The sequence below is a fragment of the Corallococcus sp. M7 genome, from assembly GCF_054512695.1.
The window spans coordinates 3,356,823-3,372,859 of the sequence record NZ_CM137252.1; the positions used below are offsets into that span (position 1 = coordinate 3,356,823).

At 65.2% G+C, this 16,037-nt stretch carries 9 protein-coding genes and 1 pseudogene; 4 read left to right on the top strand and 6 right to left on the bottom strand.

Annotated elements, in window-relative coordinates:
• Position 1: 1 nt before the first annotated feature.
• Positions 2 to 1,633 carry a DHA2 family efflux MFS transporter permease subunit gene (locus ACX114_RS13660; protein ID WP_459298247.1) on the top strand — a complete coding sequence of 544 codons (1,632 nt, stop codon included), beginning with the start codon at positions 2 to 4 and terminating at the stop codon, positions 1,631 to 1,633.
• Positions 1,634 to 1,636: 3 nt separating this feature from the next.
• Positions 1,637 to 2,869: an HlyD family secretion protein gene (locus ACX114_RS13665; protein ID WP_459298249.1), complete on the top strand. Its 1,233-nt coding sequence runs from the start codon at positions 1,637 to 1,639 to the stop codon at positions 2,867 to 2,869.
• A gap of 67 nt (positions 2,870 to 2,936) precedes the next feature.
• Here the strand turns inward: ACX114_RS13665 and ACX114_RS13670 are convergent, their stop codons facing one another.
• From ACX114_RS13670 to ACX114_RS13685, 4 genes are all read right to left on the bottom strand, one after another.
• Entirely contained in the window at positions 2,937 to 3,428 is a 492-nt protein-coding gene (locus ACX114_RS13670) for a GNAT family N-acetyltransferase (RefSeq protein ID WP_459298251.1), read from the bottom strand.
• Positions 3,410 to 4,345 carry a formylglycine-generating enzyme family protein gene (locus ACX114_RS13675; RefSeq protein WP_459298253.1) on the bottom strand — a complete coding sequence of 312 codons (936 nt, stop codon included), beginning with the start codon at positions 4,343 to 4,345 and terminating at the stop codon, positions 3,410 to 3,412. The genes ACX114_RS13670 and ACX114_RS13675 overlap by 19 nt, the downstream gene beginning before the upstream one ends.
• A gap of 146 nt (positions 4,346 to 4,491) precedes the next feature.
• Positions 4,492 to 7,329, bottom strand: coding sequence for a metallophosphoesterase (locus ACX114_RS13680; RefSeq protein WP_459298255.1), 2,838 nt, complete (start codon positions 7,327 to 7,329; stop codon positions 4,492 to 4,494).
• Positions 7,330 to 7,353: 24 nt separating this feature from the next.
• The gene (locus ACX114_RS13685; RefSeq protein ID WP_459298257.1) at positions 7,354 to 8,640 is read right to left on the bottom strand and encodes an MFS transporter; all 1,287 of its coding nucleotides are present in this window, start codon (positions 8,638 to 8,640) and stop codon (positions 7,354 to 7,356) included.
• A gap of 193 nt (positions 8,641 to 8,833) precedes the next feature.
• Between ACX114_RS13685 and ACX114_RS13690 the strand changes: the two genes are divergently transcribed.
• Both ACX114_RS13690 and ACX114_RS13695 read left to right on the top strand, forming a co-directional pair.
• Positions 8,834 to 10,405 carry a glucan 1,4-alpha-maltotetraohydrolase domain-containing protein gene (locus ACX114_RS13690; RefSeq protein WP_459298259.1) on the top strand — a complete coding sequence of 524 codons (1,572 nt, stop codon included), beginning with the start codon at positions 8,834 to 8,836 and terminating at the stop codon, positions 10,403 to 10,405.
• Between the two features lie 149 nt (positions 10,406 to 10,554).
• Entirely contained in the window at positions 10,555 to 11,541 is a 987-nt protein-coding gene (locus ACX114_RS13695; RefSeq protein WP_459298261.1) for a hypothetical protein, read from the top strand.
• A 97-nt stretch (positions 11,542 to 11,638) separates the two neighbouring features.
• On the opposite strand, the gene ACX114_RS13700 is transcribed toward ACX114_RS13695, so the two are convergent.
• Both ACX114_RS13700 and ACX114_RS13705 read right to left on the bottom strand, forming a co-directional pair.
• A complete protein-coding gene (locus ACX114_RS13700) occupies positions 11,639 to 14,797 on the bottom strand; it encodes an efflux RND transporter permease subunit (protein WP_459298263.1) in 3,159 nt (1,052 codons plus the stop codon).
• 27 nt (positions 14,798 to 14,824) lie between these two features.
• Positions 14,825 to 16,011, bottom strand: a pseudogene (locus ACX114_RS13705) (efflux RND transporter periplasmic adaptor subunit).
• Positions 16,012 to 16,037 lie beyond the last annotated feature (26 nt).

Here is a 16,037-nt window from a genome sequence, read left to right on the forward strand (position 1 = left end):
CATGGCGACAGCCGTCGCAACACCGGAGGTCCTGGCACCCGTGGTGCCCAAGGCCCCCGTCAACAAGTGGCTCGTCACCCTGTCGGTGACGTTCGGCACGCTGATGGGCGCCATCGACTCGTCCATCGTGAACGTGGCGCTGCCGCAGATCCGCGGCGCGGTCGGCGCCACGGTGCAGGAGATCACCTGGGCCACCACCGGCTTCGTCATCGCCACGGTGATGGTGATGCCGCTCACGGGCTTCCTGGGCCGCATGTTCGGCCAGAAGCGCGTGTATCTGGCGTGTCTGGTGCTCTTCGTGGCGGGCTCGTTCCTGTGCGGGCTCGCGTGGAACCTGCCCACGCTGGTGCTCTTCCGATTCCTGCAAGGGTTGGGCGCGGGCGCGTTGCAACCCACCGAGCAGGCCATCCTCCGCCAGACGTTCCCGCCGAAGGAGCAGGGCACCGCGATGGCCATCTTCGGCATGGCCGTGATGGTGGGCCCGGCCATTGGCCCCACGCTGGGCGGCTACATCGTGGACAACTGGCACTGGTCCTGGATCTTCTTCATCAACGTGCCGGTGGGCATCCTGGGCTTCTTCATGGTGGCCCGCTTCGTCCAGGAGGACGAGCAACTGCGCGCCACCGCGCGCCAGGAGGCCGAGAAGCAGCGCAAGCACATGGACTGGTCCGGCATCACGCTGCTCTGCATGGGCCTGGCCACGCTCCAGTACTTCCTGGAGGAGGGACAGGCGGATGACTGGTTCGAGTCCCCCGTCATCGTCATCTGCGCGATCCTCTCCGCCACGTGCCTCATCGCCTTCGTCATCCGCGAGCTGACCGCGGAGGTCCCCGCGGTGAACCTGCGGCTGTTCAAGGACCCGGTGTTCGCGTCCGGCACGCTGTTGGGCGCGCTGGTGTTCGCGGTGCTGATGGCCAGCATGTTCCTCCTGCCGGTGTTCATGCAGGAGCTCCTGGGCTTCACCGCGACGCAGTCGGGCTTCTCGCTGATGCCTCGCACGCTGGTGATGATGTTGATGATGCCCATCGTCGGGCGGCTGTACGGCAAGGTGCCGGCGCGCATCCTGGTGGGCATCGGCATCGTGTTCGCGGGCTTCGGCGCGTACGAGATGAGCCACTTCTCGCTCGCGACGGGCTCCAACAACATCATCGCGGCCATCGCGCTGCAGGGCGTGGGCTTCAGCCTGATGTTCGTGCCGCTCAGCGCCACGGCGCTCGGCAGCATCCCTCGCGAGCGGATGGCGGACGCGACGGGCCTCAACTCGCTGTTGCGCCAGATTGGCGGGTCCGTGGGGCTGGCCATCTTCACCACGCTCCTGTCGCGCTACACCGTGCTGTCCAAGGCCTCCATCGCCGCGCACGTGAACCCGGAGCGGTGGGAGGTCGCCAGCCGCATGGCCGCCACGCAGAAGGGGCTCATGCAGCACGGCCTGGATGCCGCGAGCGCCAGCATGGCCAGCCTCCAGATGATGGTGGGCAACGTGTCACGGCAGGCCATGGTGCTCGCGTTCGACAAGCTCTTCGTACTGGCGGCGCTGATGTTCGTGGTGGTGCTGCCGCTCATCTACTTCCTCAAGGATCCCCCGAGCGTCGGGGGCTCCCACGAGAAACCGCACATCGACGTGGAGATTTAAGACATGGCAACGACAACGACTGCTCCCCAACTCGTCCCCGAAGCGGCGCCCGCGCCCGCCGCCGCGGCGCAGGCGAAGCGCGGCAAGCGGGGCTTCCTCATCCTCGGCGGCGTCGTGGCCGCGCTCGTGCTGGGCATTGGCGGCTTCAAGCTCGTCACGGCCGGGCAGGAGTCCACCGACGACGCGCAGGTGGAGGCGGACGTGGTGCCCCTGGCGGCGCGCGTGTCCGGCCCCGTGGTGAAGGTGGCCGTGCTGGACAACGCCACCGTGCACCAGGGTGACGTGCTCCTTCAGATCGACCCGCGTCCGTACGAGGCGCGCGTGAAGCAGGCGGAGGCCGAGCTGGAGTCCGCGCGCGCCCAGGCGGCCGCGGCGGACGCGCAGGCCACGGTGGCGGAGGCCGGCGCGAAGGGTGGACTCTCCAGCGCGAAGGCGCTCGTGTCCACGAGCACCTCCGCGGTGAGCGGCGCCCAGGCGCAGGTGGCGGCGGCCCGCGCGGCGCTGTCCCGCGCGGAGGCCCAGGCCCGCAAGGCCACGCTGGACCTGGAGCGCACCCAGAGCCTGCGTCAGCAGAACGTGGTGGCGCAGAGCGCGCTGGATGACGCGCAGACGACCAACGAGACGGCGCAGGCCGCGCTTGAGGGGGCCCGCGCGCAGCTCGCCCTGGCGGAGGAGGGCCGGCGCACCGCGGAGAGCAAAGTGGCGGAGGCCAGGGGCCAGCTCGACGTGAGCGCCCCCATCGACGAGAAGATCGCCGCCGCCCAGGCCAACGCGTCGCTGGCGCACGCCCGGGTGAAGGGCGCGGAGGCGGCGCTCGACCAGGCGAAGCTCCAGTTGGAGGACACGCGCATCATCGCCCCGGCGGACGGTCAGGTGTCCAAGCTGTCCGTGCACGCGGGCCAGTTGCTCACCCCCGGCCAGGCCGTGGCGGAGCTGGTGCCCACGACGACCTACGTGGTGGCGAACTTCAAGGAGACGCAGGTGGGCCACATGCAGCCCGGCCAGCACGTGGAGGTGGAGCTGGACGCCTTCTCCGGTGAGAAGCTGGAGGGCAAGGTGGAGAGCCTGTCCGGAGGCACCGGCTCCCGCTTCTCGCTGCTGCCGCCCGACAACGCGTCTGGCAACTTCGTGAAGGTGGTGCAGCGCGTGCCCGTGCGCATCTCCTGGGTGCACCCGCCGCAGGGGATGGCCCTGCGCGCCGGCCTCTCCGCCGAAGTGACGGTCCACACGAAGTAAGCCTCGGGCCCGAAACACCGCACCCCAGCGCCGCGCCCCTCACGGGTCGCGGCGCTTTTTCATGCCGTCAGAGCGTGACGAACATCTCCACGTCCGCGCGCGAGTAGCCCGTCTCTCGCGCCACCTCGGGGCCCTCTCGCGTGGTGACGAAGCCGTGCTTGCGGTACAGCCCCAGCGCGGGCCCCAGCGCGCTGTTGGTGACGAGGTACATCCGCTTCGCGCCGCGCTCCCGGGCCGTGGCCAGCGCGGCCCGCATCAACGCGTCGCCCAGGTCGCGGCCCCGTGCCTCCGGGGCCACCGCCATCTTGCACAGCTCGAACGTGTCCGCGTCCTCGCGCCTCAGCGCGCACGTGCCCAGCACCTGTCCATCCACGAGCGCGAAGAACACCTCGCCCCCCGGCGCCACGAACATCCCGTGGGGGTCCGCGAACGAGGCCTCGTCCGAGCCCTCGATGCGGAAGTCCTTCTCGATCCACTGCCGGTTGAGCCGCGCGAAGTGCTCGCGCAGCTCCGGCCGGTAGGGGACGATAGTTGTTCTTATTACTCCTCTAGCACACATCGAAATCCCAAGATATCGGCACGCGTATCGGGAAGAACCAGTGGTGCATATCGTTCAATGGTGAATGCGCGAGAATTGTCTGTTCTGTCCATTATTGCGCTGCCGAGAATCCGCACGGCATCCCTTTGATGTATTTTTCGTGCTTTGGGGGCTCCCTTTTTTGGGCGTGCATGGCCGATTGAAACCCTGCCTTCAGTTGCACTCCATTGATATATAACTCCAGTCAAGTCTGCGACACCTCTTGCGTCGCCCTTTAAAAAAGCACCGACTGGGCCAAGATGAAGTCGATGTGTCAGGTCGGAGGGGTCGACCCGTGTGTCCCGCCAAGCAGGCTTGCCCGTTTTCGGATCGATCACAGCCATCACCCATTCATCGGCTGTGGGTAAGCGAACGACGTTGCCGTCACTTCTCTTTGACGTTAGCCAACTGCAGTAGGCAGTTGCTTCAAACCATGTGACGCTAGTAACCGCTGCATTAGGACGACGCAGTTGCTTTTGCCAATTCAGTGGCGAAATAGGGGGCGTTGTATACTTGGTTCGCCCTGTCCACCAATCTGGCGATGTGAAATCAGAAGACTCAACGAACGCACGGTATTGCTGCACTGTTACGGGTGCCCAACCAAAAGATATTCTCTTTCCTCCCTTGGCGCGAATCGGGACCCACCGCTCGTTTCGGAATCTTGGGTCTCCCAGTGCGGAGTCCAATCGCCCAAGTCCCTGCAACAGAAGCAACCTGTCCGCGAGTGGCCACTGCTCGCCCTCTTTCTCGTATTTGTTTGCCATTCTCTGAGCAAGAGAGGAGGTGTCGACTGTTGGGAATAGCGCTCTACTTTCAATGATTGCGGCCGCTATGAGGCCATAGAAACGACCCCATTTGCCTTTTTCTTTCTCGGCGAGCGATTGAAGGCTGTGGAACATTCCCTCGGCTTTTTCTCTAGTTCCGAGAGAGCGAGCCAGAAGTCTTATTACGTCTTCCCAGAACGGGTCGACCAAGCGGCCATTTTGAGCTAACTTTCGAACCAGTTCCGCAACAGTGATGTCTTCTCGGCTAAGCCGGCTCGCAGCTAGGTATTCTCTGAAAAGGCGATGCCAGAATCTGATTTCTTCTGGGCCGTTTTCTGGCTGCTCAAATCGTAATAGACGTCTGTATGTTCGGCTACCCACTGGACATGTCTTGCCGCGCGAGCTGTTCTATCGAGTTCCGAAGCAGGCACCCCACGCAGTGCAACTTCATTGGCTAGAGACACTGCCCAGGATTGGCTGCCAGATTCCTGCATTGCCAGCGCAATGCGTTCTAGTAGGTCGCGTTTATCTGCGTCGCTAAAGGTCCAGCCTCTGTTGGAGTCTTTTGACGTGCGGGAGCGGCATAGGTCGTCTACTAACAATGCGCACAATTCCGCTCGGTCATCAGGTAGGCTTCTATGCCTCTCGTAGACCATGCAAATTGCGGTTAGTGTCAAAGGGTTGCCGGTAAGACTTCGATCGTCGCCCTCTGTCACTGCACTGTCTGCGAGACCTGATACTGCGGAAAGTAGCGCAGTCAGGTAGTCGCGGCGTCGGTGCTGTGTCCAGCGTTCGCAGAAAGCGCTTATTTGAGGGTCGTTGAACGGGGACACGGTAACAACTTCAAATTCTGGCCCAAAAGAGAGTGTGCCAGTATATCTTGCCGAACGCGTGCTGATGATTATGCGTGTTTTTGGGAAGAACTCGCTGCCGGACATGCCTTTGATGATGTTTAACGCTTGTCCTCGTTTTGTTGCGTCCGAAATCTCATCGAGGGCATCAACAAGAAGAAGATAGCGTCCTTCTCTCAGTCCATCCTCAAGGTCGCGCAGGGGAGGGGATGAGCCGTCGGATAATGTTGTCTCATTTGATATCGTTGTCAGTATTGCCGAAATGTTTCCGCAGTCATGGTCTGCGATTCGGCTGGCCTCGATGACAATGGGAATCGGCATTTCGCCGCCGACGCCTCTGAGCGCATTTAGGTCTAGAGTTTCTAGTTTTACGGGACGGCCCAGGCAAAGAGAGCCTAGGTGGGCTGCGATTCGCGTTAAAAAGACCGTTTTCCCGCCGCCAGGAGCCCCAACCATTGCTATTCGTGGGAGTTCTGGGTGCGAAATCCACGCACTTAGGGGGGCGTAGTTGTTTTTCTCTAGTGTGACAGCTTGCTTTTCGTCGGTGGCGACGAATGGTCTGTCGGGTCGCCCATCCTCGCAAAGCCAGCGAGGATTTTCTCCTAACAGGGGGACGTATAGTTCTGGGCGATAAAGCTCAGTCGCCTGTTCTGTGTCTATGAGATGAGTTCTTCCTCCTGCAGTTCTTCCGGTTGTCCAATTGGGGAGGCGAAGCTCAAGATACTTTCGTTCCCACGTCCGCAGTCCTCTGCCTTTCCATCCAGACTTCGAATGTCGTTCTTCAATGATGGATGCTACGTGCTTGCCAATTAGTTCGGGCAGTTTGTCGGGAGAATCAAAGGTGGTAGTTGGCTTCGCGGAGGCGAGAAATGACCGGATTTCTGAGTGGGCTGAAATTTCAGCTAGTTTGAGTGGGGGCCAAGAAACGCCTTCTTCAACTGCTAAGAGAATTCGGTCATGGGATGGCGTTGTGCGCCATTTGTCTGCGGCGACTCCATTGTCCCACCACCATCCTTGTATTAGGAATGAGGCGTCGAAATTGCTTGTTGATGCGCTGCTGGAGCCATTGTCGTGTTCGACGTGAATGCCTAGTACTTGGCTTAGATAGTCGGCAGTGCGCTGGCGGTGTTCTTGTAGGTCTTTGTCTGTTGAAAGAAGGAGGATGCGTAGCGTTTGAGGGCGTGCAGACGTGCGGGCTGGCTGCCTTATGGGGATATTGTCCGGTGTGGTTGCTTCGTCTTCTTGGAGGTCTGCATTGGTGTGGTCTGGGACTATTTTCCAACGACCGGAGGATTCTCTCACTGCTTGTCTGGGCCATTGCCGAAGTTCCGCAACTTCAGCCCCAGGTGCCAGCGAAATTCTGCCGACCGAGTAGCCATGAGTACGAGCCACTTTCCCATTGCCGTACGATTCAAGACCGAAGACCGACGCACCTTGCCACTGTCGCCAAGCAGCTTGCCCCCCCCCAATCGATAGCTTGCGCATGGCCTGTGAGTGCATGTGTCCGAATAAGTGAATGGCGAATCGTCCAGGTGGAGCGATTTCTCCATTAAGCACCTGTTGCGATTCTGCGGAGAGCCAGTCGGGCGGATGGTGTGTCATTAAGATGCAGATATTGTGTTGGCTGGCCCATGAAGGACCGTCTCCTGTAGTTGCTTCCTGAAATTGAGCTGGACTGAGTGCGAGCCGATTTGTGTATCGGCCGGCTGCTATTTGCAGGAATGCTGAGTTTAGGCCAAGGAAGCCGATGCTTAGTTCGTCCTTCTTTAGGGTCGCCGAGAAGTCTCCCGGTAGCGCCCCGTGTTTCATCTGGGAGGGACGAGGGAAGGGATGATTGTTTAGCCAGTCGGTGTATGCCGAAAAGTTGCTGCGGGTGAACGTCCGCAATGCGGAGTCTCTCTTTGACCAGAATTCTCGCCGCATTGAAGCGTTTTTGTGCCATTGCTTTAGCGCGATCGACTCTGGCGCCGTAGTCGATGGGCGAAACAGATCGTGATTCCCGGGGACGGGAAGGAGGACCGGATTCGAACCTAGCTCCCTAAATGTTTTCCAGAGTTTCGATAGTTCCTTGTTTAGGTTTTCAAACTCTTCTTTTGTTCCTTTTTGTGTCAGATCGCCAGTGAATAGAACGGCATCCCATGGGCCCGTTTTTTTGTGAATGGACTTAAGGTCGTTTATTAGGATTTCGCTGACTTGGGGCCAAAGCCACTTTTGGTCTGACATGCCCTGGTGAAGATCGCTGAAGTGTACCCAGGTGAATTTTGTCATGTGTTTTGTTTGGGTGCCTGTGTGTTAGGAAAGAGCAGTGTTTTCGGTGGGCTTCTTGCGCAGGAAGAGCACGAAGATGAGCGCCACGATGCTGATGCCCACCAGGGTGATGAGCCCGTCCGCCGCGATGGTGGCGCGCGTGCCGATGCCCCGGAACTCCGACGCGTGCCCGTCCAGCGCCGTGGTGTAGCTGATGGCGAAGTTGGAGGCCGCGACGAAGAGCGAGTACTTCGTCGTCACCGCCGCGCCGTCGCTCACCATCTCCAGCACCATGCCGGCGAAGGCCGCGAAGCCCGCGCCGTTCGCGAAGCTGTACGCGAGCGAACCCCAGATGTACGTGCTCGTCGTCATGGGCCCCGCCGCCATGGCGAACGCGGCCATCGCCGTGGCGCCGCCCATCAGCGCGTACGCGAGCTTGCGGTTCATCCGGTCGGACAGCCAGCCGCCCATCAACGAGCCCACCGCGCCGGTGACGGCCATGCCCGGGCCGTTCACCATCTCCACCGTGTGCTCCGGCACCTGGTAGGCGCCCGCCATCGCGCTGAAGAGGTTGGTGAGCGCGCCGCAGCTCACCGGCGCCAGACAGAGCACCAGCATGATGAGCCCGTCGCGGCTGAAGGCCGTCCTCACCAGGTCCATCACGATGCTCTTCACCCGGTCCACCGCCGCCTTGAACAGCGGCCCGGTGGGCACGGTGGAGGGGTCATGCCGCTCGGTGATCCAGAAGATGCCCGCGCCGCTCGCCAGCACCAGCGTGGCCAGCACGATGCCCGCCACCTGCCGGGAAAACTGCGTCGCCAGGAAGATGGCCAGCGCGCCCATCATCGCGGTGGAGCCCACGTTGCCCGCCATCTGCCAGCCGCCCGTGCGTCCCTTGTCGGACGGCTTGGACGTCGTGGCCATCAGCCCGTTGAGCGCCGCGTGCGCCGTCGTCGCCGCCGCCTGCAATGCCGTGAGCAGCAGCGTGAAGACGCCCAGGTGCTGCGCGGGCTCCGGGAACATCGCGCACGCCAGCAGCAGCAGCGCGGTGAGCAGCGTGCTCACGCCGTACCAGACGCGGCGCCACGGCCCCAGGTCGATGAGCGGCACCCACAAGAGCTTCCACGCGTGCGGTGAGAAGGCCGTGCCGGACAGCACGCCAATCTCCGCCAGCGGCATCCCATCCTTCGCCAGCCAGTACGGCACCGCCGTCTGCAGGTAGCCCACCGCGGCGCCGAACTGCACCTCCAAGAGGCCGAACAGCGGGGGCCAGGCCCAGCGCGGTTCCTCAGCGGAAGCGGTGGCCGGAAGAGCGGTCTCTTGTTCAATCAAGGGCGACACCTACAGGGGAGGACAGGGGAGGGTGGGATTCTAGACACCTCTGGCGTCCTGCACAGCCCAACGCACCGCGCCGTCCCCTCGGATGCACCGGGTGGGAGGGCCCCCTCCAACGGGGAGTCCTGGTCCGTGTCGGAAGCCGGGACTAGCTTGCCCGCGCTTCCCCCCACAACCCCGAGGTCCCCCGATGACGTTGAAGACCCGACTGCTGGTCGTCTCCACGGCTGGCCTGTTCGCCGCCGCGCCCGCCGTGGCCAAGCCGCTGGATGGCGCCAGCACCGACGTGATGATCCAGGGCTTCCACTGGAACTCCGCCAGCGCGGGCGGGTGGTGGAACACGGTGAAGAACAACGCGGCCGCGGTGAAGGCCGCGGGCTTCACGATGATCTGGCTGCCGCCGCCCTCCGACGCGGCGTCCACGCAGGGCTACCTGCCCCGGCAGCTCAACGTGCTCAACTCCAGCTACGGCACGGAAGCGGAGCTCACCCAGGCGCTGGCCGCGCTCAACGCGCAGGGCGTGAAGCCCATCGCGGACATCGTGGTGAACCACCGCGTGGGCACCGCCAACTGGGCGGACTTCACCAACCCTACCTGGAGCGGTTGCAGCGCGGTGGCCGCCGGTGACGAATGGACCAGTGCCTGCGGCAACGCGGACAGCGGCGAGGGCTACGCCGCGGCGCGCGACCTGGACCACTCGCAGGCGAACGTGCGCGCGGACCTGAAGACGTGGATGGGCACCCGGCTGAAGGGCGTGGGCTTCGCGGGCTGGCGCTTCGACTTCGTGAAGGGCTTCGCGGGCGGCTACGTGAAGGAGTACGTCACCGCGACGGACCCGTGGTTCTGCGTGGGGGAGTTCTGGCCCACGAACTACTTCGACGCGAACAACCCCGCGAACTGGAAGCAGCAGATCACCAACTGGGTGGACGCCACCACGGGCACCTGCGCCGCGTTCGACTTCGCCACCAAGGGCCTGCTCAACGACGCGCTCACCAACAACAACTACACGCGCCTGAAGGCGTCCGACGGCAAGCCCGCGGGCGGCATCGGCTGGTGGGCCAGCCGCCACGTCACCTTCGTGGACAACCACGACACGGGCCCCAGCGAGACCTGCGGCAACGGGCAGAACCACTGGCCGGTGCCGTGCGCCAAGGTGATGACGGGCTACGCCTACGTGCTCACCCACCCGGGCATCCCCACCGTCTACTGGGCGCACTACTTCAACTGGGGCCTGGGCAGCTCCATCAAGACGCTGATGGACATCCGCAAGAACGCGGGCCTCACGTCTGAGTCCACCGTCAGCATCCAGCGCGCGGAGGCCGGTCTGTACGCGGCCATCATCGGCGGCAAGGTGGCGGTGAAGCTGGGCACCGGCTCCTGGACCCCCGGCACCGGCTGGACGCAGGCCGCCTCCGGAACGGACTACACCGTGTGGACCACCGGCACCACGCCGCCCCCCACCGGCACCACCGCCAACGTGGAGTTCGTGTGCAACAACGGCACGACCGTGATGGGCCAGAACGTCTACGTCACCGGCAGCGTCGCGGCGCTCGACAACTGGAGCCCCACCACCACGAAGATTCTCAGCCCCACCGCGTACCCCACCTGGCGCGGCACCTACGCGCTGCCCGCGAACACCACCGTGCAGTGGAAGTGCCTCAAGCGCGACGGCAGCGGCAACGTCGTCTGGCAGGGCGGTAGCAACAACACCGTCACCACCCCGGCGGCAGGCGGCAGCATCACCGCCACCGCCAGCTTCTAAGACGCCGAGACAGGCGCCCCTGTTGCATGGCTTACCGGGGGCGCCTGTGTTTCATCTGTTACTTGAGTTCCAGTCTTCAAGCTGTCACAGGGAGCGTTTCACTCCCAGGGCGGGTTCCCCCCTCCGCCCTCCTTGAAAAGGTGGACGCGATGAAGCGTGGATCCGCAGTGGTGTTGTGCATGTCCGCGGTGGGCCTGATGGGCGCCTGCGGTGGCCAGCCGGAGCAGACCCCGGCCCCCGAGGCCGGCGACACGGTGACGACGGCGACGCAGCCGCTGGTGCCGGCTCCGCCCACGCCGTTCGATTCCTTCCTCTACATCGCGGGCAACCTCTCCGTGGGCAGCGCGGTGACGGGGAACACCGGCACGTCGGCGAACTACGAGGGCTACAAGCTCACCGTCCCGGCGCACACGCAGGTGGCGCTGGAAGTGACTCACCTGGGCACCGGCATGGGCGTGGACACCGGCCTGTACGTGTACGGCCCGAAGACGCAGTACGGCTACGGTTACTGGCCGCGCTACGGGGACGACGACTCCGGCTACGGCGAGCTGAGCAAGATTCCGCTCGCGACCCTCAACCTGCCGGGCGAGTACCTGGTGGTGGTGGGCTGGAGCAACGGCCTGGCCAAGAACTACCGCCTCCAGGCGTCCTGCGTGGGCGGCGCGTGCGTGGCGAATCCCAGCCCGGCGCCCGCCAATGCCCCGGTGACGCTGAAGGCATTCCCGCTCGACGGAGAGCTCAACGCGGTGCTCGGCGGGGGCAATGCGTACCGCGAGGACATGTACTCCTTCCTGGACCGGTATGACTTCGCGTGGCCGTACTCGACGCCCGCGTCGCTGGACGCCGCCGCGGCGGTGATTCTCGCGCGCAGCGAGTACTCGGGCTACCGCAACGACCCGAACCCGGGCACGTACACCTACGCGGCGTTCCTGCCGCGGATGTACAGCCAGTTCCAGCCGCTGCACCAGGCCATCCTCGACCACTACGGCGACAGCGGCGCGAACGCGCAGGTGAAGAGCTACTTCCGCGAGTTCAGCACTGGCCCCAACGGCGACAACTGGCGCACGCTCAACATCATCCTGCTGCCCGAGTCCCGCCACGTCCTCGTGTACGAGCAGACCGCCCACGAGATCTGACGCGCGGCGAGCAGTCCCCCGAAAACACCACCGCCCTCCTCTTCGCGAACCGGAAGGGGAGGGCGGTCTGTTTTCAGCGCTGCGCTGCTTCTTCAGCTCACGGCGCGTGGGCCGGAGCGGGCTCGTGCGACGGGGGCGTCTCCTCCTCACCGCTGGAGCGCTTCGCGTCCCCACGCACCTTCTGCATGAGGATGTAGAGGCCCGGGATGAAGATGAGGTTGACGATGGTGGACACCAGCATGCCGCCGAACACCGCGGTGCCCAGCGAGTTGCGCGCCGCCGCGCCCGCGCCGGACGCCGTCATCAGCGGCACCACGCCCAGGAGGAACGCGATGGACGTCATGAGGATGGGGCGCAGGCGGACTTCCGCCGCCGTCACCACCGCCTCCAGCGCGCTCTTGCCCTGCTCACGCAGCTGCTCCGCGAACTCCACGATGAGGATGGCGTTCTTGGAGGCGAGGCCCACGAGCATCACCAGACCCACCTGGCAGAACACGTCGTTCGCGTAGCCGCGCGCCACCTGCAACCCCAGCGCGCCCATGATGGCCAGAGGCACGGACAGGATGATGACGAACGGGAGGCTGAACGACTCGTACTGCGCCGCCAGCACCAGGAACACGAAGAGGATGCCCAGGCCGAAGATGATCATCGTCTGGCCGCCGGACTCCTTCTGCTCCAGGCTGATGCCCGTCCACTCGGACGACATGCCCTGGGGCAGCGACGCCTGGGCCACCTGCTCCATGGCCTCCAGCGCCTGGCCGGACGACACGCCCGGTGCGCCCTGGCCGTTGATCTCCACGGAGCGGAACAGGTTGTAGTGCTTGATGACCTGCGCGGAGACGATGGGCGTCACCTTCACCAGCGACTCCAGCGGGATCATGTCCCCCGTGTCCGTGCGCGCGTAGAACGAGCCGATGTCCTGGGGGCTGTCGCGGAACTGCTGCTCGGCCTGGACGTACACGCGGTAGGTGCGGCTGGCGTAGTTGAAGTCGTTGACGTACTGGCTGCCCATGTAGAGCTGCATCACGCCGAAGATCTGTTCAATGGGCACGCCCAGCGCCTTGGCCTTCTGGCGGTCCACCTCCACGTCCAGGATGGGCGTGTTGGCGTTGAAGGGGGTGAAGACGCCGCGCAGGCGGCCCTCCTCGTTGCCCTTCTGCACCATCTCCGCCGTGGCGTTGGCCAGGTCCTCCAGCGAGTGGTTGCCGGCGACGTCCTCCACGATGAACTGGAAGCCGCCCACGCTGCCCACGCCGCGGATGGCGGGCGGCTGGAAGGGGATGACTCGCGCGCTGCCAATCTTGCCCAGCGGCCCGCGCAGCCGCTCCACCAGCGCGGCCACGGACTGGTCCTTCCCCGTGCGCTCCTCCCACGGCTTCAGGGCCGTGAAGACGGTGGCGTAGTTGGAGCCGTTGCCGTTGGGGGAGAAGCCACCGATGGCGAACATCACGTTCACCTCCGGCTGGGCCTTGAGCACCGCCTCCACCTCCTGGAGCACCTTCTCCGTCTGGCTGAGGGACATGCCCTCCGGCCCCTGCACGGAGATGATGACGTAGCCCTGGTCCTCATCCGGGATGAAGCCCGTGGGCGCCGAGCGGAACAGCATCACCGTGACGCCGATGCAGGCGAGGAACGCCACCAGCACGATGAGCGGGTGCACCAGCAGCTTGCGCAGCCCCTTGCCGTACATGTCGCGTGTCCAGTCCAGCACCTGGTCCACCTTGCGGAAGAACACCCACTTGGGGCCGTGGTGGTGCTTGAGCAGCCGCGCGGACAGGGCAGGCGTGAGCGTCAGCGCGCAGAAGGTGGACAGGGCCACCGACGCGGCGATGGTGAGCGCGAACTGGCGGTAGATGGAGCCCGTGGTGCCCGGGAAGAGGGCCACCGGGATGAACACCGCCACCAGCACCACGGAGATGGCCACCACCGCGCCGGCCACCTCCTTCATGCCTTCACGCGCCGCCTGGAACGCGTTGAGCCCGCGCTCCGCCATCAGGCGCTCGATGTTCTCGATGACCACGATGGCGTCGTCCACCACGAGGCCCGTGGCCAGGGTGAGGCCGAAGAGCGTCAGCGTGTTGATGGAGAAGCCCATCAGGTAGACGAACGCGAACGTGCCCACGAGCGACACCGGCAGGGTGAGCGCGGTGATGAGAACGCTGCGCCACCCGTGCAGGAACAGGAAGATGACCAGGATGACGAGCGCGATGGCTTCGATGAGGGTGTGGATGACCTCGTTGACGGAGGCGCGCACCGCGAGCGTGGTGTCCGTGCCGGTGCGGTACTCCAGGCCCGGCGGGAAGGACTGCGCCAGGCGGTCCAGCTCCTTGATGACGCCGTCGCGCACGTCCAGCGCGTTGGCGGTGGGCAGCTGGAAGATGGCCAGGCCCACGCCGGTGCGGCCGTTGAAGCGCAGCAGGGTGCCGTAGTTCTCCGCGCCCAATTCCACGCGGCCCACGTCCTTCACCGTGACGGCCTTGCCGTCGTTGTTGCGCATGAGCACGATGTCGCCGAACTCCTCCGGCTCCACCAGGCGGCCCCGGGCGCGCACGGCGATCTGATACGGCTGCTCGTCGCTGGACGGCGGCTGGCCCACCTGGCCCGCGGCCACCTGGAGGTTCTGCTCCTGGAGCGCGCGCACCACGTCCTGCGGCGTCATGTTGCGCCGGGCGAGTTCCGACGGGTCCAACCACAGGCGCATGGAGAACTTGCGCTCACCGAAGATGCGCACCTCGCCCACGCCGCGCACGCGCTTGATGGCGTCCTTGAGGTTCACGTCCGCGTAGTTGGAGAGGAACTTCGCGTCGTAGCGGTTGTCCGGGGAGGACAGGCCCACCGTCAGCAGCATCTGGCTGGAGGCCTTGTTCACCACGATGCCCGTCTGGTTCACCTGCGCGGGCAGGCGGGCCGCGGCGCGGCTGACGCGGTTCTGCACGTCCACCGCCGCCACCTCGATGTTGCGCGTGGGGGCGAAGGTGACGGTGATGGTGCTGGTGCCGTCGTTGCTGCTGGTGGAGGTGATGTAGCGCATGTCCTCCACGCCGTTGAGCTCCTGCTCCAACGGGATGGTGACGGCGGACTCCACCACCTCGGCGCTGGCGCCGACGTAGGTGCTGGTGACGGTGACTTGCGGCGGCGCCAGGTCCGGGTACTGCGCGATGGGCAGCGTCGGGATGGCGATGACGCCCACCAGCGTCAGGATGATGGAGCAGACGATGGCGAAGACAGGCCTGCGGATGAAGAAGTCGACGAACACGGTGTGGCGCCTCTCTGGATCCGCCTGCTAGCGGCTGCCGCCGGTGGTGCCGCCGCCACCGGACGCGGTGCGGGGCAGCTGGGCATTGGTGGGGGTCTCGTCGGCCCGCACGGTGCCCGCCGGCTGGGGGGACTCGTCGTTGTTCAGGGTGACCTGCTTGGGGATGACGGGCATGCCGTCGCGCAGCATGTGCAGCGACGACACCGCGACGAGGTCGCCCTGCTTCAGGCCCCCTCGACGACGTAGGACATGTCACCCAGCTGGCCCAGGGCCACCGGGCGGCGCTCCACCAGCGTCTTGCCGTCCTTCTTCTCCACCACCATGGCGAAGGGCTGGCCGCTCTGGCGCACCACCGCGAGCGCCGGAATCTGGAGCGCGTCCCGCGTGGAGTACACCAGCCGCGCCCGCAGCAGCTCACTGGGGCGCAGGCCCACCGTGTTGCGGAAGGCGGCCTTCACCTCCACCAGCTGCGTGCGCGGATCCGTCTGCGGCGCCACGTAGAAGACGGTGCTGGAGAGGATGACCTTGCCCTGCTGATCCAACAGCTCCAGCTGGGTGTCCGGCTTGAGCGACCGCGCGCGGAACGCCGGCACGGACACGCTGACCTCCAGCGCGTCCGCCTGGGCCACGGACGTGAGCACCGTGGTGGCGCTCACGTAGTCACCCACGCGCACCACCACGTCGCCCATGGTGCCCGCGAACGGCGCGCGCACCACGTGGAATTGGAGCTGCACCTGGCGCTGGGCCACGTTCGCGCCCGCCGCGCGCGCCGCCGCCTCCGCCGCCTTCACCGCCGCCTGGGCGCGCTCCAGCTCCTGCACGCTGGCCAGACCCTCGCGGTTGAGGGACTCGGTGCGCGCGAGGGTGCGCTTCGCCAGCTCCAGCTCCACCGCGGAGGAGCTCTGCTGGGCCTGCGCGCTGTCCAGGGCCGCGGTCTCCTGACGCGCGTCCACCTCAATCAGCGGCGCGCCGGCCTCCACTTTCTGGCCGGGCTTCACGAGAATCTTCCGGATGTAGCCGTTCACCTGCGGCAGCACCGACACGCTCTGCCGCGACAGCAGCGAGCCCAGGTACTCCCCGGTGTCCCGCACCTCGTGCGGCGCCAGGGCCACGACCTGGACCTCGCGCGGCGGAGGAGGGGCCTTCGCCTCCGGCTTCCCCGAGCACCCGGCCACGCCAGCCACCAGCGCCGCGCCCAACACCGTCTTCGTCATCAGCGCCTTCAGGGGGCGTACCCTCG